The sequence below is a fragment of the Vibrio sp. A11 genome (genome assembly GCF_013048705.1).
GTDB classification, from domain to species: Bacteria; Pseudomonadota; Gammaproteobacteria; order Enterobacterales; family Vibrionaceae; genus Vibrio; species Vibrio metschnikovii.
The window spans coordinates 24,983-42,874 of record NZ_VHSI01000016.1 but is presented as its reverse complement, the minus strand read 5'-3'; the positions used below and the strand labels follow the sequence as shown (position 1 = coordinate 42,874).

Below are 17,892 nucleotides of genomic sequence, written 5' to 3'. Positions count from 1 at the left end.
AATATGACAGATACACAGCATAATCCATTGGTGATTAAATTAGGCGGCGCAGCGCTGTCTTGTTCTGACACGCTAAGCAAATTGTTTGGCGCTATCGCACTGTATCAAGCTCAAGCTCAGCGACGAATTGTCATTGTTCATGGTGGCGGCTATTTGGTCGATGAGTTGATGGCAAAATTACACCTGCCGACGGTAAAGAAAGAAGGGCTACGCGTTACCCCTTATGAACAAATTCCTTTTATTGCCGGAGCGTTAGCGGGAACGGCCAATAAAATGCTCCAAGGACAAGCCATAAAAGACGGTTTGAATGCCATCGGTTTATGTTTAGCGGATGGCGGCTTATGTCAAGTCGAGGAACTCGATCCTGAACTGGGAGCGGTGGGTAAAGCCCTGCCGGGCGATTCACAACTGTTACAAGCCATTCTTAATGCTGGCGGGCTACCGATCATCAGTTCGATTGGGCTTACTGCAAGCGGACAAATGATGAATGTCAATGCCGATCAGGCGGCGGTGGCGGTGGCCGGTGCACTGGATGCCGAGTTAGTTCTGCTCTCTGATGTGAGTGGAGTATTGGATGGCAAAGGGCACTTATTGCCGAGCTTGAACGCTCAGCAAGCCACTAGTTTGATTGCTGGTAAAGTGATCACCGATGGGATGATCGTCAAAGTCAAAGCCGCACTAGAGGCCGCCAATGATTTGGGGCGTCCGATTCAAGTCGCCACATGGCGCTATCCGGAAAAGCTGCACAAACTATTTGCTGGTGAAAGTATTGGAACCCAATTTTTACCGCAATAAATCACAATAGGCAATGAGTGGCGCATGACCACTAAACACAATCAATAGACCTTAGTGCAGACCGCTAAGCGGGTACTGGGTAATGGAGAAAGCATCAATGAGTAAAGTTCAAGTTAATAAAGTAGTAGTTGCCTATTCTGGTGGTCTAGATACTTCAGTGATTATTCCGTGGCTAAAAGAAAACTATGCCTGTGAAGTGGTTGCCTTTGTTGCAGATGTCGGCCAAGGAGAAGAAGAGTTACAAGGCATTGAAGCAAAAGCGAAAGCCTCGGGCGCTTCAGAGTGTTATGTGGTCGATTTAAAAGAACAAATGGTTGCTGAATACATCTATCCAACCTTAAAAACTGGCGCGTATTACGAAGGGAAATATCTGCTGGGCACCTCAATGGCTCGCCCAATCATCGCGAAAGCACAAGTAGAGATCGCTCGTAAAGTAGGCGCTGATGCGCTGTGCCATGGTTGTACTGGTAAAGGCAACGATCAAGTACGTTTTGAAGGTGCGTTTGCTGCCCTTGCACCAGATTTGCATGTTATTGCCCCATGGCGAGAGTGGGATATTGTCAGCCGTGAAGAGTGCCTCGACTATCTGGCTGAGCGTAATATCCCTTGCGCAGCATCGTTAACTAAAATTTACTCACGTGATGCTAATGCGTGGCACATTTCCACTGAAGGTGGTGTACTGGAGAGCACTTGGAATGCACCCAATGAGGACTGCTGGGTATGGACCGTTGATCCTGAACAAGCACCGAATGACGCTGAGTATGTCACTTTACAAGTGGAAAAGGGTCAGGTAGTTGGTGTCGACGGTGAGCTGATGACACCTTATAACGCCTTAGTTTATTTGAACGAAAAAGGGGCTAAACACGGTGTTGGTCGGATCGACATTGTTGAAAACCGTTTGGTGGGGATGAAATCTCGCGGCTGTTATGAAACTCCGGGAGGCACGATCATGATGGAAGCACTACGTGCAGTAGAGCAACTGGTGTTAGACAAGGCATCGTTTGAGTTTCGTGAAGAGCTCGGCATTAAAGCCTCACATCTGGTGTATGATGGCCGTTGGTTCACCCCACTACGTGAAGCGGTGTTTGCCGCTGCCGATCAGCTCGCTCAGCAGGTTAATGGTGAAGTGGTGATCAAGCTTTACAAAGGGCAAGCGATCGCTACTCAGAAGCGTTCTGCGAACAGTTTGTATTCAGAAGCGTTTGCTACCTTTGGGGCTGATGAAGTATATGACCAAAGTCATGCTGGTGGATTCATTCGTTTGTATTCTTTGGCGAGTCGGATTCGTGCCTTGAACGAAAATAAATAAGCCTCACTGGATTGAATGAGGCCATCGTTAGAGATTAGCTCATAAGGATCGCTCGGCGATCCTTGTTTTTAACCCGAGTACAAGATGTTTTCCTATGGCGTATGCGCCTTAGGTCAAAGGTAGGAGAAACGCAATGGCATTATGGGGCGGAAGATTTACCCAAGCAGCAGACACCCGGTTTAAACAATTTAACGACTCCCTGCGTTTTGACTACCGATTGGCTGAGCAAGATATTGTCGGCTCGATTGCTTGGTCGAAAGCGTTACGGTCAGTCAACGTACTAACAGAACAAGAGCAACAAGCATTAGAATTAGCATTAAATGAGTTGAAGCTCGCGGTAATGGAAGATCCTGGGCAGATCTTGTCATCGGATGCGGAAGATATTCACTCGTGGGTTGAACAGCAGTTAATCAGTAAAGTGGGCGATTTAGGTAAGAAACTGCACACCGGACGTTCACGTAATGATCAAGTCGCCACCGATTTAAAATTATGGTGTCGTCAGCAAGGCCAGCAATTACTGCTCGGCTTGGATAGATTGCAGAGTCAGTTGGTTTCGGTCGCCGAACAACATCAAGCGACAGTACTACCTGGTTATACGCACTTGCAACGCGCTCAACCCGTCACGTTTGCTCATTGGTGTTTGGCATATGTTGAGATGTTTGAGCGTGACTACTCACGTTTACAAGATGCGCTACAACGATTAGATACCTGTCCCCTCGGCTCTGGCGCTTTGGCTGGAACCGCTTATCCTATTGATCGTCAGCAGTTGGCCTATGATCTCGGGTTTCGCCGGGCTACACGTAATTCACTCGATTCGGTGTCGGATCGCGATCATGTGATGGAACTGATGTCGGTAGCATCGATATCAATGCTCCACTTGTCGCGTTTAGCTGAGGACATGATCTTCTATAACTCCGGTGAGTCTGGATTTATTGAATTAGCGGATACCGTAACCTCTGGCTCTTCATTAATGCCGCAGAAGAAAAATCCTGATGCTCTGGAACTGATCCGCGGTAAAACTGGTCGGGTTTATGGGTCATTAGCGGCGATGATGATGACCGTAAAAGCTTTGCCTTTGGCTTACAACAAAGACATGCAAGAAGATAAAGAAGGGCTGTTTGATGCGCTTGATACTTGGCATGATTGTATGGAAATGGCAGCCTTGTGTTTTGACGGGATCAAAGTGAAAACTGAGCGGACTTTAGAAGCGGCCAAACAAGGGTATGCTAATGCTACTGAGCTGGCCGACTATTTAGTTGCTAAAGGTATTCCGTTTCGTGAAGCACACCATATTGTTGGCGTCGCGGTAGTTGGCGCTATCGAAAAAGGCTGCGCATTGGAAGAGTTATCCTTGGCTGAGTTAAAAGCCTTTTCTCCTGTGATTGAAGATGATGTTTACGCCATTTTAACCATCGAATCATGCTTAGAAAAACGCAGTGCACTCGGTGGCGTCGCTCCGTCACAAGTGGCTTATGCGGTTGAAGAAGCCGAAAAACGTTTGGCGAAGCGGGATGCAAGTACGGTCAAAGTACGTCCGGCACGCTTAACCGATATTGAACGTTTAGAAGGCATGGTTGCTTATTGGGCAAACATGGGCGAGAACTTACCGCGTTCACGAAGCGACATTGTACGCGATATTGGTTCGTTCGCTGTGGCTGAACATCATGGTGAGATAACGGGATGCGCCTCGCTCTACGTTTACGATTCAGGATTAGCAGAAATTCGTTCTCTTGGGGTTGAAGCGGGCTGGCAGCGTCAAGGTCAAGGGCGTGCGATTGTCCATTACTTAGTGAAAAAAGCCCAGCAAATGGCGATTAATAAAGTGTTCGTACTGACTCGTTCTCCGGAGTTCTTTATGAAACTGAACTTTATTCCAACCTCGAAAACGTTATTGCCGGAAAAGGTATTAAAAGATTGTGAGCAGTGCCCGCGGCAACACGCTTGTGATGAAGTAGCCTTAGAAGTGGATTTTGCCCAGCGGATTGTTATCCATCAACGATAAGTGTTGAGATCTTTTATGGTGAAACCAAGCAAAAGAAAAGATCAAAAAAGATCGTGTAAAGTGGAACCAACCAGAAAAAGCACAGTCTATATCTGTACCACTGCTTTTTCTTAGATCGCTCTAAGAGAGCCCTAAAACTCCTTTTCGTTTTAGGGCTTTTTTGTGGGCGAGTGATCAGTCGAGTTTTTTTGACGCTCTCGCCACGGTAATACGACAAACTTCATCCATAAATGTAAAAATAACAGACCATTAAAAGCGAAACCTGCGAAGAGAAGGGCGATGGATGCGATGGCGGTTGGCTCATTTCTAAATAACCAAAACCAGACTCCCCAGCAAGCGACAGATAGTACGGTTAACCAATCAATACAGCGTTGGCAACGACCAATTTTTTTCCAGAACCATGCTTGATCACAGTAGTGACAACTGGTGAGTTTCATGGTGACTCCTTAATGGATGAGGTGCAGCGCTTAAGTATGTTATCGCGTTAAGCGAAACACGAGAAGTATTAACCCATCAGTGTGAGATTAGTGGCAAAACATAAAAGCTTTGATAGTCATCAGCATTCAATGTTATGGTTTTTGATAGGTATATTCTTACTGCAGCAGTGACGCTATAACGAGACGCCTTTTCTGTTGCTTTCGATATGATTGATGGTTTTTATCTAGGAATAAGATGAACATTCGAGATTTTGAATACTTAGTTGCTCTTGCTGAGCACAAGCATTTTCGTAAAGCCGCTGAATCCTGCTTTGTCAGTCAGCCGACTCTTAGTGGACAAATTCGCAAGCTAGAAGATGAACTTGGTACGGTATTGTTAGAGCGTAGTAGTCGGCGGGTATTATTTACCGATTCTGGGCTACAGCTTGTTGACCAAGCCAAACGTATTCTCAGTGAAATTAAAGTTTTCAAAGATATGGCCAGTCAACAGGGAGGGGCCATGAGTGGCCCGATGCACATTGGGTTTATTCCGACGCTAGGCCCTTATTTATTGCCGAAGATTATCCCTGAGCTCAAAGCTCGATTTCCTGATTTGGAACTCTATTTACATGAAGCGCAAACGCATCAATTAGTGCGTCAGTTAGAAGAGGGCAAGCTCGATTGCTTGGTATTAGCCTCGGTTGAGGAGAGTGCCCCTTTTAAAGAGATCGATATCTACAATGAGCCGATGAGTATTGCTGTGCCTTGTTCACACGAATGGGCCAATCGTGATGAGGTGGATATGTTGGAACTGAACGGTAAAACCGTATTGGCATTAGGCGATGGTCACTGCTTACGTGACCAAGCGTTAGGTTTTTGTTTTGCTGCGGGGGCGAAAGACGATGAGCGTTTTAAAGCCACCAGTTTAGAAACCTTACGTAATATGGTCGCCGCTGGGGCTGGGATTACTTTGTTACCTCAGCTCTCGCTACCGGACGAAAAAACCAAAGATGGTGTATGTTATATCAAAGCGGTCAATCCACAGCCATCACGACAAATTGTTTTGGCTTATCGCCCCGGTTCACCGCTGCGCCAGCGCTATGAACAGCTAGCTCAGGTGATGAAAGATCGCCTACAAGCGTTAGCCACTCAATAGCCTGCCTGTTCAGTGTCTGAAAATAACACCGCCCCTAATTGGGGCGGTCAAGATTAAAATAAGCTGTCACTATCATCTAAGTAGATGCTGTGAGGGGTATCCTCTTGTACATACTCTTTCGGTTCCGTTCCTTGGACAAAGTATTCGAACATAGAACTGGAATCTAATTTATTGGTGAGTAGCCCACTGTCGCGATCAATTCTCACGCGAATGATTTTCGGTGGAATGGCTTTGGGTTGGGCCGGTACACCATCGAGAGCGATGCGCATAAATTCTACCCATCCCGGTTGGGCTGTTTTCGCTCCGGCTTCCGCGCCAGTAATATCATCATCAGTATTCGGGTTAGGGGCTGTGCTACCTAAGTTACGACTATGATCATCAAATCCGACCCAAGCCGTTGCGACCATGCCTGGTCCAAAGCCATTATACCAAGCATCTTTCGAGTCGTTAGTTGTTCCTGTTTTTCCGCCCACATCACGACGTCTTAAGGTTTGTGCGCGCCAACCGGTACCATTCCATCCCGTTCCTGCACGCCAATCACCGCCACCCCAGATATTGCTATACATCATTTCACGAACGAGGAAAGCATTCTGTTCGGAAATCACCTGTGGTGCATAATTGACCGTGGCATCTTGCTCATTGAACGGATTATCGGATGAAGATTGACAATCCTGATGACAAACCACTTTGGGGTTAGCTAAAAACTCGACATGGCCAAAACTGTCTTCCACTTTGCTGATGTAGAACGGCTCAACATAATATCCACCGTTAGCAAATACCGAATAGCCTTGAGCCATTTTGACGGGCGTTAAGCTGCCTGCGCCTAGGGCAATGGTCTCAGAGCGAGGTAATTGAGATAACTCAAAACCGAAGCGGGTCAAGAAATGGCGAGTCTCTTCCAAGCCGACTTCTCGCAGTACCCGGACTGCCATGACGTTTTTCGACTGCGCTAGACCAATCCGCAGACGAGTGGGGCCGACGTAAGTCGGGGGCGAGTTTTTAGGACGCCAAGCAATACCTTGGCTTTGATCCCATTGGTTAATCGGAGCATCATTGATTAATGAGGCTAGAGTGAGGCCTTTTTCCAAAGCCGCAGAGTAAATGAACGGCTTGATACTTGACCCCACCTGACGGACCGATTGGGTTGCACGGTTAAAATTACTGTGCACGAAGTTAAAGCCACCAACCAGTGCTAGTATCGCACCATTATCGGGATCCATAGCAACGAACGCCGTATTCGCATTAGGCACTTGGCTCAGTGTCCAGTGTTCTTGTTCATCACCTATAGCGTGCTGGCGACGAATCCACACTTGTTCACCTACCGCTAGAATATCACTGGCTTTAGTCGGTAAAGGCCCTTGACGGTCGTCAGTAATAAATCGCCTTGCCCAGTTCATGTCTTCCCATGCAATGGTTTTTAGTCCGGCATTTTTTACCCAAACCTGAGCCGATTTTTCTTCGACCTTAATCACAATCGAAGGCAGAAGATCGCCGTAAGTGGGTTCACTACGTAAGTGAGCGATCATGGTCGGGGTATCCCAAGCTGATTGCCCCGCTTTCCAGAGTACTTTTTCGGCACCACGGTAGCCGTGACGCATGTCGTAAGCGAGGAGATTATCGATAGCGGCTTGGTTTGCGGCTTGTTGTAACTTGGTGTTGACCGTCGTGTAGACATTCATCCCAGAGGTATAGGCCGCTTCTTCACCATAACGTTCGACCATCCATGCGCGCGCAATTTCTGCCACGTAAGGAGCTCGTAGCTCAATTTCTGCGCCATGGAATTTGGAGATTAATGGTTCATTACGAGCCTGATCATACTCTTGTTGCGTGATGTAGTTTTCTGCCAGCATGCGTAATAAGACGACATTGCGACGGTGAGTGGCTCGCTCCACAGAGAAAAGGGGATTCATGGTAGAAGGGGCTTTGGGTAGGCCAGCAATCATCGCTATTTCGCTTAACGTCAGATCTTTGACTTCTTTACCAAAGTAGGTTTGGGCTGCGGCACCAACACCGTAAGAACGATGACCGAGATAAATTTTATTCAGGTAAAGCTCCAAGATCTCTTCTTTACTCAAGAGCTGCTCAATATGAATGGCAATAAAGATCTCTTTAATTTTACGCATGATTTTCTTCTCATTGGATAAGAAGAAATTACGGGCCAGTTGTTGGGTAATGGTACTTGCCCCTTGAGAGGCACTCCCTGAGGCCATGACGGCCACTGCAGCACGAGTAATACCAATCGGGTCAAAGCCGTAGTGTTCGTAAAAACGTGAATCCTCGGTTGCGATCACCGCTTCGAGTAATTCTGGTGGCATTTCATCAAGGCGCAATGGAATGCGTCGTTTTTCACCAAATTGAGCAATCAGTTTACCGTCTTCACTAAACACCTGCATGGGAGTTTGTAGCCGAACGTCTTTTAATTCAGCGACATCGGGTAGATCTGGCTTTACATAAAAATAGAAGCCAAAGATTGTAGTGACTCCAAGAATAATGCAAATCAATGAAAATATGAGTAAACGCTTTATGAACTTCACCGGAGAATCCCTGTTTAGTAGAGGCTGTCTTAGTACAAACCCCTGTACTCTAGACTAAAACCTCAGCACTTAAAAATAGTGAACGGTTATTTTCTCACAAATAAGTGTGTGAGGCTGAGAATTGTCACTGGAGTTAATGGCATGAGTAAATCATTAGTTATTGGTGTCGATATCGGTCATCACAGCATCAAAGCTGTGGCTCTTAAACCAAATGGCGACAATTATTCGCTACACGGTTGCACAGAAATCGTCATTACTGACGACATTTTCGCCGATAACGACACGTTGAATTATCAGAAAATTGTAAAGAAACTCAAAGAACTAAAAAAGAGTTTGCCGCTATTTAGTCGCAAGGTTGCGATTGCACTGCCTGATACGGCGGTAATTAGTAAAGTATTACAAATAGATAGCGACTTAGACCCTCGTGAAAAAGAGTTTGCTATTTATCAGGCTTTTTCTCATCAATCGCCGTTGCCGATGGAAGAACTGAGCTTAGATTTTGTTCCCTTACCGATTCAAGCATTCGCTAAAAACCGAACTGCGACCTATCAGGTGTATGCCACCCGAAGAGAAGTTGTCGCGAGTCGATTATCGGCGATTCAACAAGCCGGACTGGAAGCAACCTTACTGGATGTGCAATTACATGGTCTGGCTCAGATTTGGCAGCAGGTGAGTCAGGCTCAACAGCGCTCGAATTGGATGTTGGTCGATGTTGGTTATACCCAAACAACGTTATGTATCGATTTTGCCGATAAAGCGCCGTTTTATAAGGATATTGCTTTAGGTACACGCTGGTTTGAATTGCCGTCTCTGGCGGAAACGATGGCGCGCAGCGATGAACGTAACCAATGGCTATTCAATCGATTATTTGTCGAACGCCTAACCCGTCAACTGCAGTTATTTACTTCCGTTCATGGTCAGCAAAGCCTAGCGGGGATCTGGTTATCTGGTGGCGGGGCGATGATGGATGGGCTAGCAGAAACCATCACCGAGCAGCTTGGATTACCCTGTGAACGGTTCGCGCCATTAGCGACTTTTGTCAACAAAATCACTCAACGTAAGCGGTTAAATGATCAGCCTAAATTCACGACGGCTGCTGGTCTTGCGTTGCGAGGAATAGCATGGTTGGAGAGTGGGCATGTTGCATAGTATCAATTTATTCCCTTGGCGAGAGGCGCAGCGTGCTGATCATAAACGGCGCTTTCTCCAGCTTATGAGTCTTGGTGTCTTAGTCGCTTTGCTCATGCAATGGGGTGCCGGCCATTACCTTGATCAGCAACAACAGCACCAACAGGCACGATTAGATTTTTTGAATCAGCATCTTCAGCAACTGGATCAGAGATTACGGGCGCTCAAAATGACCGAAGCTGAGCATCAAGCACTGCAAGCCCGGCTCAGTGTTGTTGAGTCCTTACAGCAAAAGCGCAATAAAACCACACAATTGATGAACTTGATGCCAGAGTTGATTCCTGAAGGGGTTTACGTCGACAAAATTAGTATGAAGGGGGATGCGGTCGAAGTCAGCGGGATTAGCGATAGTACCGCACGCTTAGCCACCATGTTAGATAAATTAGAAAGGTCACCACACTTATCAGCAGTAGGCATGCACTCGATTGTCGCTGGGAATCAGCGTTTTAATAAAGATTTTCAGAGTTTTAAGGTCTCTTTTCATTTTCATACTGCTCAACCAGGATTAGAGGCGTTGATTCGGCAAGGTGAACATCATGGCTAATTTTCGTGATCTGGATATCGATGAATTGCTTGAATGGCCGCTCAACGCACAACTGACGGTGATTGTGTTGGTCATGGTAGTGATTCAAGTCATCGGCTATGGCATGTATTTATCACCTAAACAAGAGGCACTCGAAGGGCTCAATCAGCAAGAGCAGAGTCTTAAATCATTAGTACGCATTAAGGCCAATAAAGTCGCGGCATTACCTCAGTTGCAAACTCAATTGGATGAGTTAGCTGAGCGTTATGATTTTTTATTGCGCCAACTCCCAGCACAGCAAGAGCTGGCCAGTTTGCTTGCTTCCGTCAACGAGCTGGGATTAGAACATGGGTTAACCTTTACTCGAATTGATTGGGGAGAAAAGCAACCGCAGGCATTTTTGTATCGCTTACCATTGAATATTGAACTGACGGGAAGTTACCACAACATTGGCGATTTTTCTCAGGCGATAGCCACGCTACCAAGAATCATCAATGTTGATGATGTGGATTGGCAAAGAGTCAGTCAAGAGAGCAGTACCTTACATTTCAGAGTACGGGCTTACACCTACCAATTTAAAGCGGAGGCAGGCGATGAGAAATAGTACGTCAATCGTGACTGCGCTAGTCACTTTTGTTTCTTTGATCGGCTGTAAAGCCAATCAAGAGTCTCTGGTGGACTACTTAGCGGAAGTGGAAGCTAAGAGTCAACAAGAAGTTGCTCAGCTAACGCCAGTGATTGCGTTTCAAGCTTTTGAATATGCACAGCATGACGCACGCGAGCCTTTTGTTTTACCACGAGAAGCGATTGCCCAAAATCAACCGATCACCAATCGCCATTGCTGGCAGCCTAAGTCGAGAGGAAAAACCACTTCACTGGAGCGATATCCGCTAAATCAATTGCAATTGCGTGGTGTGATGCGCCGTGAAAGAGAGGTTTCTGCTTTGATTCAAACACCTGATGGAATGGTGGTTACTCTCCAAGCGGGTCAGTACGTCGGAGTAAATAATGGGCAAGTTATACGCGTGGCCGAGGATCATCTATTGATTAAAGAAACCTTACCAGATGGATTGGGGTGCTGGAATCAGCGTCACGTCACATTGGCTTTGAAATAAACATTTCTGTTTAGAGACTAAATTATGATTAAAGGATTACCTTCAAGTATCGCGGTAGTGCTGCGCTATCTGTGCATCACGCTATGGCTAGGTTTAGCATTGACGACGCAGGCTGCTCTAGCGAGTGATAGCAATCAGTTTAAACACATCGATTTTCGGGTAACCCCCGACAAAGCCGCGGTGATTGTGATTGAGTTAGCGTCGGCATCGAGTGTGGTTGATGTCCAGAAAACGACGCAGGGGTTGAGTATTGAATTATTAAAAACCGATGTGGCTGAGGAACAGCTTTATTTACTTGATGTTCAAGATTTCGCAACCATAGTTGAGAGTGTGGAAGTTTTTCGTCAAACACCAAGCACGTTGTTGTTGGCTAAAATACACGGTCCCTTTCATTATGATTATCAGCTCAAAGGTCGTTACGTTGAAGTGACGATCACGCCGTTAAAAGCCGAGGTTCAAAGTGCGCCAGCCAATCTACTTGAACCATCAGCCAAGCTGATTTCGATTAACTTTCAAGACATTCCGGTACGTAACGTTTTACAACTGATCGCTGATTATAATCAGTTTAACTTAGTGGTATCTGATTCAGTGGTAGGGAATTTAACCCTGCGTTTAGATGGTGTGCCATGGCAGCAAGTGTTGGACATTATTTTGCAGGTGAAAGGGTTGGATAAGCGGGTTGAGGGCAATGTGATTTTGGTAGCGCCTAAGGCGGAACTCGATTTACGTGAAAAACAACAGCTGGAAAAAGCCCGTTTAGCAGAAGAGTTGGGAGACTTGCAGTCAGCCATCATCAAAATAAGTTTCGCGAAGGCGTCAGATATCGCTGAGATGATTGGTGGGACGGGAGCGGTGAATATGCTCTCTGAACGAGGTTCAATCAGTATCGATGAACGTACCAATGCCTTATTAATTCGCGAATTGCCGGAAAATATTCATGTGATCCGAGAGATCATTTCGGCGTTAGATATCCCTGTTAAGCAGGTACAAATTGAAGCGCGAATTGTGACCGTGAATGAAGGTAATCTTGATGAACTCGGTATTCGTTGGGGCGTGAGCTCAACACGCGGTAATAATACAGTTGGTGGTTCAATAGAAGGTAACTTAACGGGTATTGGTCTCTATCAACCAGAAGATGGTAGCGAAATGATCAATAACTTCCTTAATGTCAATTTGGGAGCCACAGCAGCGAATGCTTCGAGCATCGCGTTTCAGGTGGCAAAGCTGGGTTCAGGGACACTGCTCGATCTTGAACTGTCAGCGATGCAGCGAGAATCGAAGGCGGAAATTATTTCCAGTCCACGGCTTATCACTACCAATAAAAAGCCAGCTTATATAGAGCAGGGGACAGAGATCCCCTATTTAGAATCGTCTTCCAGCGGTGCGACTACGGTGGCATTTAAGAAAGCGGTACTGAGTTTACAGGTTACCCCGCAGATTACGCCGGATAATCGTTTGGTGCTGGATTTAAGTGTTACCCAAGACCGACCTGGCGATATTGTCAAAACCGGTACCGGAGAAGCGGTAGCGATCCACACGCAACGGATTGGTACTCAAGTTTTAGTCAATAATGGCGAAACCGTGGTACTGGGCGGTATTTTCCAACACAGCATCACTAATACTGTCGATAAAGTGCCATTACTGGGTGATTTACCGTTACTCGGTGCGCTTTTTCGACGTAGCTATCAGCAAATGGGCAAAAGTGAGCTACTGATTTTTGTTACTCCAAAGGTTGTAATTCAGTAACTTAGTGTGATTATTTCCGCTAAAGCAAAATTAAAGTTGCATTAGTGGCACCTTATCTAGATAATTTCGGGTCTTATCACGAATTATCTGTGAGGAATAGGTGCCACAAGCATTCCTATCGTCGACCGCTGTCTGGCGAATCTTGTGGCGATGTCATTGAATTAACGTTGTAAATTACTGCTAAACATGGCCGAAAAACGCAATATTTTTCTTGTTGGCCCGATGGGCGCTGGCAAAAGTACAATTGGTAGACACTTGGCTCAACAACTTCATATGGAGTTTGTTGATTCCGATACTGTCATTGAAGAGCGCACTGGCGCAGATATCGCATGGGTATTTGACGTTGAAGGTGAAGAAGGCTTCCGCAAACGCGAGGAAGCGGTGATCAATGATCTTACTGAGCAACAAGGTATTGTTCTCGCCACTGGTGGTGGCTCAGTGATCAGCAAAGAAAACCGTAACCGCCTTTCTGCTCGAGGCGTGGTTGTCTACTTAGAAACCACTATTGAAAAACAATTAGCACGTACTAACCGTGACAAGAAACGCCCTTTATTACAGACGGATCATCCTCGAGAAGTGCTAGAAGCACTTGCTGATGAGCGTAATCCTTTGTATGAAGAAATTGCGGACATCACAGTACGTACCGACGATCAAAGTGCAAAAGTGGTAGCCAACCAGATCGTAAAAATGCTAGAAGAACACTAACCAGTTCTTTTATTTTGGAGTGCAAACCATGGAACGGATTACGGTCAGCCTAGGTGAGCGTAGCTACCCCATTTCAATTGGTGCCGGATTATTAAATAATCCGGCCCTTCTTCCTCTTTCCGCCCAGCAAAAAGTGGTGGTGATCACCAATCATACGGTTGCGCCACTTTATGCTGAGCGATTACTTGCCGTTCTAAACCAAATCGGCTGTTCATCGGCTCTACTGGAACTTCCAGACGGCGAACAGTACAAAAATCTCGATACCTTCAATACGGTCATGAGCTATCTCCTTGAGCATAATTACAGCCGCGATGTGGTGATTATTGCGCTTGGTGGTGGGGTGATTGGTGATCTCGTCGGATTTGCGTCAGCGTGTTATCAACGCGGTGTCGATTTTATTCAAATCCCAACCACATTATTGGCTCAAGTCGACTCTTCTGTCGGTGGAAAAACCGCGGTGAATCATCCGTTGGGTAAAAATATGATTGGGGCATTTTACCAGCCTCAAGCGGTGATTATTGATACTGACTGCCTAGCGACACTGCCCCCCCGAGAGTTTGCCGCCGGCATGGCTGAAGTGATCAAATATGGCATTATTTATGATCATGATTTCTTTGTGTGGCTTGAAAACCATCTTGAAGACTTGTATGCGTTAGAGGCGTCCGCGCTGTCTTATGCGATTGCTCGTTGCTGCCAGATAAAGGCGGAAGTCGTTGCTCAAGACGAAAAGGAATCCGGAATTCGCGCTTTATTAAATCTAGGTCATACCTTTGGCCATGCCATTGAAGCCGAGTTAGGTTATGGCTGCTGGTTGCATGGTGAAGCCGTAGCGGCAGGCACGATGATGGCCGCAGTAACGGCTAAGTTACAAGGTTTGATCTCAGAGCAGCAGCAACAGCGTATTCATGCCATACTGAAAAAAGCGCGCTTACCTGTGCACACGCCGAGCAGCATGAGTTTTGATGATTTCATTAAACATATGATGCGTGATAAAAAGGTTTTGGCGGGTGAGTTACGCTTAGTGCTCCCAACCGGTATCGGAACGTCTGAAGTGGTAAAAGGGGTTTCGCAAACGGTGATTAAGCAAGCGATAGAAGATTGTCGTAATATATAGTGGTATTCTGCCTACTTGATGTTACAGCGGTGTTGGCCAGACGTTCCCATTCAATCTAAATTAGAATGAGTCTACCTGACCGCTGTATCGTTGATCAGTCAGTTTCGGTATCAGTATCAGACATTAAGCCATTAGGATCGTCGATGAGTGTGGAACATGAACTAGAGTTAGATTCGCAAACTGAACTGTTGGAACGATTACAGTTACTGACGCGTTTTGGTTCCAACCTAGTGAATGTTTTTGGCGGTCTAGGTGCCGGAAAATCTTGGTTAGCGCAACGTTACCTTGAGTATTGGGTGGCGGATAAAAATCAATCCTTACTTTTATGTCATCCTAATCAAAGCGATGAGCAGCATCGCACCACCATTCTTAGCCAAGTGTTATCAGAGCCACTGTTTAATGCCAAAGATGCGTTGCTTGATAGTTTTTCACGTTTGATTGGCGAGCGTACGACATGCGATATTGTTGTGGTGATTGATGATGCGCATTTGTTGTCTGATACGTTACTCTCCGAGTTATGGATGTGGGTGCTTGAAGCTCAGACTAATCCTCGCTGGACCATTAATGTGGTGTTATTTGCGCAAGCTAATCGTCTTGATGCGTTATTAACTCGCTTAACTTATGGTCAAGAACATAAACCGATTGAACTCGAGATCGAGCCATTATCAGAGTATGAGGCCGACCGGTTATTTGAACAGCGAGTCATGCGTTATGTTGATCCAACACTGGAGCGTCAAGCTCGTAGCGCATATAAAAAAGTGAATTATCTTCCGGGGGAGATCATGGCGTTAGTCGATCAAAAGCGTGAGAAGCGCATCATTATTCGCTCGATCATCGGCTCACCGCTGAATATTGGCTTGCTGGTACTGTTATTGATGTTATTTATTGGTGGTGGCTACTGGTGGCTATGGTCCCAGCCGTCGCCAAATGAGACATTGCCTGTATTAACTCAACGAGCTGAGCAAACGGCGATTCCGACGTTACCGTCTCAAGAGGACAATGCTCGTTCTTATCAAAACGTCGCTGTGACGTCTTCACAACCGAACCCATCCAATGCGATGGCCGATGATGCCATTGCTTTGCCTCCCAAAGTGGTTGAAAGTTTAGAAGGGGTTGGTATCGCTGATACTGTACATCAGCGAGTGGTGATCACTTCCGATGTGGTGGATGCCTTGCTGGATAGCCGCTCGGAATCAGTTGCTGTTGAGGTTAATCGCTATCCTATCACTCAAGCGACGAATGACGATTTGCCGATAGTCGATGAATCTGCTCCGTCATCAGGACCTATTCGTTTCTCTTTCGCCAGAGAAGAGTTGATGGCGATGTCGCCGCGCAGTTATACCCTACAGCTGGCGGCGGTGAATTCTCTGCAAGAAGTCCAAAACTTTATTGACCGTTATTCACTGACAGAGACGCTATACGTCTACCCAACCGTTCGTGATGAGGTGGATTGGTATATTGTCACTTATCAAAACTATCCAACCATCCAATTAGCTCGTGATGCGGTGGCTACTTTACCACCAGCGGTACAAGCACTCGGTCCTTGGGCCAAATCACTTAGCCAAGTTCAACGTGAAATTCAACGTGCGAAATAACGCTGAGATTCAGTAGAAAATATGTTACATTCCGCACCCTTATTTTTGGTGATTGATTAGAGCAGTAGATGAAAAAGCAGCGTGCCTTTTTGAAATGGGCTGGGGGAAAGTTTGGCCTAGTCGAAGAGATTCAACGCCATCTGCCACCTGCAAGTCAGTTGGTTGAGCCTTTTGTCGGTGCGGGTTCGATTTTCCTTAATAGCGATTTTGAACATTATTTGTTGGCGGATATTAATCCGGATTTAATCAATTTATACAATTTATTAAAACATCAGCCGCAAGAGTATATTCGCGAAGCCAAGCGTTGGTTTACACCAGAAAATAATCGTAAAGAAGCCTATTTAGACGTACGTAAGCAGTTTAATGACTGCGATGACGTGATGTATCGCTCGCTGGCTTTTTTGTATATGAATCGTTTTGGCTTTAATGGCTTATGCCGTTATAACAAAAAAGGTGGGTTCAACGTCCCGTTTGGCTCGTACAAAAAACCCTATTTCCCTGAAGCCGAACTGGAGTTTTTTGCGCAGAAAGCGCAGCGTGCCACGTTTATTTGCGCGAGTTACCAACAAACTTTCCATCAAGCCATGGCATCGAGTGCTATTTACTGTGATCCTCCTTATGCGCCGTTGTCGAATACCGCGAATTTTACGGCTTATGCGGGGAATGGATTTAGCCTTGATGACCAAGCCGCTTTAGCCGATTTGGCTGAGAAAACCGCTCAAGAGCGGGGTATTCCGGTCCTTATTTCCAATCACGATACGATTTTAACTCGTCGCCTTTACCATGGTGCGCAACTGAATGTGGTTAAAGTTAAGCGCACGATCAGTCGTAATGGTGCTGGGCGGAATAAAGTCGATGAGTTATTGGCCTTATTTACACCTTAGTCAATAAAGTAATTCTCACTCTCTGAGGGAGTGAACGTCGCTTCCGGTTAGGATCTTTGCCACCCCTAGGTTAGAATACTGGGCATATTTTGTTTGCTATGTTCTATCACCGAAGAGGTCAGGTATGAAAGATTTTCTTATTGCTCCATCCATTCTCTCTGCAGATTTTGCGCGCCTTGGCGACGATGTTGATAAAGTGCTTGCCGCTGGAGCGGATGTGATTCACTTTGATGTGATGGATAATCATTACGTACCTAATCTGACCTTTGGTGCGCCAATTTGTAAAGCGCTACGTGATTATGGTATTACCGCGCCAATCGATGTGCATCTTATGGTTGAGCCGGTTGATCGAATTATTCCTGATTTTGCTAACGCTGGCGCATCAATGATCACCTTTCATGTGGAAGCCTCGAAGCATGTTGATCGCACCTTGCAACTGATCAAAGAGCATGGCTGTCAGGCTGGAGTGGTGCTGAATCCAGCCACGCCGCTCAGTCACCTCGATTACATTATGGACAAAGTCGATTTGATTCTCCTAATGTCGGTCAATCCAGGTTTTGGAGGCCAGTCCTTTATTCCGCACACGTTAGATAAGCTACGTGTGGTACGTGAGCGTATTACGCAAAGTGGTCGCTCGATTCGTTTAGAAATAGACGGGGGCGTAAAGGTCGAGAATATCCGTGAAATCGCCCAAGCTGGCGCGGATATGTTTGTTGCCGGATCGGCAATTTTTGGCGAGCCAGATTATAAAGCGGTGATTGATGCCATGCGTAGTGAACTGGCTGGCGTTGAACGTCGTAATTAATAAAA

General features: G+C 46.1%; 16 protein-coding genes. 14 read left to right on the top strand and 2 right to left on the bottom strand.

Features of this window, described 5'->3' with window-relative positions:
* The first annotated feature begins 3 nt into the window (after positions 1–3).
* From argB to argH, 3 genes are all read left to right on the top strand, one after another.
* Positions 4–795: an acetylglutamate kinase gene (gene argB, locus FKQ60_RS14665; RefSeq protein WP_154169987.1), complete on the top strand. Its 792-nt coding sequence runs from the start codon at positions 4–6 to the stop codon at positions 793–795.
* Positions 796–892: 97 nt separating this feature from the next.
* Entirely contained in the window at positions 893–2,104 is a 1,212-nt protein-coding gene (locus FKQ60_RS14660; protein ID WP_158138964.1) for an argininosuccinate synthase, read from the top strand.
* A 133-nt stretch (positions 2,105–2,237) separates the two neighbouring features.
* On the top strand, positions 2,238–4,106 hold the full coding sequence (gene argH / locus FKQ60_RS14655) for an argininosuccinate lyase (RefSeq protein ID WP_170906679.1): 1,869 nt from the start codon (positions 2,238–2,240) through the stop codon (positions 4,104–4,106).
* 149 nt (positions 4,107–4,255) lie between these two features.
* Here argH and FKQ60_RS14650 read toward each other — a convergent pair whose 3' ends face one another.
* Positions 4,256–4,543 (bottom strand): DUF3624 domain-containing protein, encoded by a 288-nt coding sequence (locus FKQ60_RS14650; protein WP_040903944.1) that lies wholly within the window; start codon positions 4,541–4,543, stop codon positions 4,256–4,258.
* A 235-nt stretch (positions 4,544–4,778) separates the two neighbouring features.
* Here FKQ60_RS14650 and oxyR point away from each other — a divergent pair, with 235 nt between their 5' ends.
* Positions 4,779–5,678 carry a DNA-binding transcriptional regulator OxyR gene (gene oxyR / locus FKQ60_RS14645; RefSeq protein ID WP_170904272.1) on the top strand — a complete coding sequence of 300 codons (900 nt, stop codon included), beginning with the start codon at positions 4,779–4,781 and terminating at the stop codon, positions 5,676–5,678.
* Positions 5,679–5,731: 53 nt separating this feature from the next.
* On the opposite strand, the gene FKQ60_RS14640 is transcribed toward oxyR, so the two are convergent.
* Positions 5,732–8,212, bottom strand: coding sequence for a PBP1A family penicillin-binding protein (locus FKQ60_RS14640; RefSeq protein ID WP_170904271.1), 2,481 nt, complete (start codon positions 8,210–8,212; stop codon positions 5,732–5,734).
* A 141-nt stretch (positions 8,213–8,353) separates the two neighbouring features.
* Here FKQ60_RS14640 and pilM point away from each other — a divergent pair, with 141 nt between their 5' ends.
* The 10 genes from pilM to rpe all read left to right on the top strand — a co-directional run bounded on the left by pilM (position 8,354) and on the right by rpe (position 17,887).
* Positions 8,354–9,361 carry a type IV pilus assembly protein PilM gene (gene pilM, locus FKQ60_RS14635; protein ID WP_154169995.1) on the top strand — a complete coding sequence of 336 codons (1,008 nt, stop codon included), beginning with the start codon at positions 8,354–8,356 and terminating at the stop codon, positions 9,359–9,361.
* Complete coding sequence (locus FKQ60_RS14630) at positions 9,351–9,944, top strand: PilN domain-containing protein (RefSeq protein WP_110167721.1); 594 nt, start codon at positions 9,351–9,353, stop codon at positions 9,942–9,944. Before pilM ends, FKQ60_RS14630 begins: the two co-directional genes overlap by 11 nt.
* Entirely contained in the window at positions 9,937–10,527 is a 591-nt protein-coding gene (gene pilO, locus FKQ60_RS14625) for a type 4a pilus biogenesis protein PilO (protein ID WP_154169997.1), read from the top strand. Before FKQ60_RS14630 ends, pilO begins: the two co-directional genes overlap by 8 nt.
* Positions 10,517–11,038: a pilus assembly protein PilP gene (locus FKQ60_RS14620; RefSeq protein ID WP_040903953.1), complete on the top strand. Its 522-nt coding sequence runs from the start codon at positions 10,517–10,519 to the stop codon at positions 11,036–11,038. Before pilO ends, FKQ60_RS14620 begins: the two co-directional genes overlap by 11 nt.
* A 24-nt stretch (positions 11,039–11,062) precedes the next feature.
* Positions 11,063–12,784 carry a type IV pilus secretin PilQ family protein gene (locus tag FKQ60_RS14615; RefSeq protein WP_158144635.1) on the top strand — a complete coding sequence of 574 codons (1,722 nt, stop codon included), beginning with the start codon at positions 11,063–11,065 and terminating at the stop codon, positions 12,782–12,784.
* Positions 12,785–12,970: 186 nt separating this feature from the next.
* Complete coding sequence (aroK, locus tag FKQ60_RS14610; protein ID WP_040903956.1) at positions 12,971–13,489, top strand: shikimate kinase AroK; 519 nt, start codon at positions 12,971–12,973, stop codon at positions 13,487–13,489.
* Between the two features lie 28 nt (positions 13,490–13,517).
* On the top strand, positions 13,518–14,603 hold the full coding sequence (gene aroB / locus FKQ60_RS14605; RefSeq protein WP_004394485.1) for a 3-dehydroquinate synthase: 1,086 nt from the start codon (positions 13,518–13,520) through the stop codon (positions 14,601–14,603).
* Positions 14,604–14,746: 143 nt separating this feature from the next.
* Positions 14,747–16,198: an AAA family ATPase gene (locus FKQ60_RS14600; protein ID WP_170904269.1), complete on the top strand. Its 1,452-nt coding sequence runs from the start codon at positions 14,747–14,749 to the stop codon at positions 16,196–16,198.
* Positions 16,199–16,266: 68 nt separating this feature from the next.
* Positions 16,267–17,082, top strand: coding sequence for a Dam family site-specific DNA-(adenine-N6)-methyltransferase (locus FKQ60_RS14595; protein WP_004394487.1), 816 nt, complete (start codon positions 16,267–16,269; stop codon positions 17,080–17,082).
* A 124-nt stretch (positions 17,083–17,206) separates the two neighbouring features.
* Complete coding sequence (gene rpe / locus FKQ60_RS14590) at positions 17,207–17,887, top strand: ribulose-phosphate 3-epimerase (protein ID WP_170904268.1); 681 nt, start codon at positions 17,207–17,209, stop codon at positions 17,885–17,887.
* Positions 17,888–17,892 lie beyond the last annotated feature (5 nt).

Bases quoted from the DNA above. Each gene is read 5' to 3' on its own strand.
- argB (WP_154169987.1), top strand. From the start codon at position 4: ATGACAGATACACAGCATAATCCATTGGTGATTAAATTAGGCGGCGCA.
- FKQ60_RS14660 (WP_158138964.1), top strand. From the start codon at position 893: ATGAGTAAAGTTCAAGTTAATAAAGTAGTAGTTGCCTATTCTGGTGGT.
- argH (WP_170906679.1), top strand. From the start codon at position 2,238: ATGGCATTATGGGGCGGAAGATTTACCCAAGCAGCAGACACCCGGTTT.
- FKQ60_RS14650 (WP_040903944.1), bottom strand. From the start codon at position 4,543: ATGAAACTCACCAGTTGTCACTACTGTGATCAAGCATGGTTCTGGAAA.
- oxyR (WP_170904272.1), top strand. From the start codon at position 4,779: ATGAACATTCGAGATTTTGAATACTTAGTTGCTCTTGCTGAGCACAAG.
- pilM (WP_154169995.1), top strand. From the start codon at position 8,354: ATGAGTAAATCATTAGTTATTGGTGTCGATATCGGTCATCACAGCATC.
- FKQ60_RS14630 (WP_110167721.1), top strand. From the start codon at position 9,351: ATGTTGCATAGTATCAATTTATTCCCTTGGCGAGAGGCGCAGCGTGCT.
- pilO (WP_154169997.1), top strand. From the start codon at position 9,937: ATGGCTAATTTTCGTGATCTGGATATCGATGAATTGCTTGAATGGCCG.
- FKQ60_RS14620 (WP_040903953.1), top strand. From the start codon at position 10,517: ATGAGAAATAGTACGTCAATCGTGACTGCGCTAGTCACTTTTGTTTCT.
- FKQ60_RS14615 (WP_158144635.1), top strand. From the start codon at position 11,063: ATGATTAAAGGATTACCTTCAAGTATCGCGGTAGTGCTGCGCTATCTG.
- aroK (WP_040903956.1), top strand. From the start codon at position 12,971: ATGGCCGAAAAACGCAATATTTTTCTTGTTGGCCCGATGGGCGCTGGC.
- aroB (WP_004394485.1), top strand. From the start codon at position 13,518: ATGGAACGGATTACGGTCAGCCTAGGTGAGCGTAGCTACCCCATTTCA.
- FKQ60_RS14600 (WP_170904269.1), top strand. From the start codon at position 14,747: ATGAGTGTGGAACATGAACTAGAGTTAGATTCGCAAACTGAACTGTTG.
- FKQ60_RS14595 (WP_004394487.1), top strand. From the start codon at position 16,267: ATGAAAAAGCAGCGTGCCTTTTTGAAATGGGCTGGGGGAAAGTTTGGC.
- rpe (WP_170904268.1), top strand. From the start codon at position 17,207: ATGAAAGATTTTCTTATTGCTCCATCCATTCTCTCTGCAGATTTTGCG.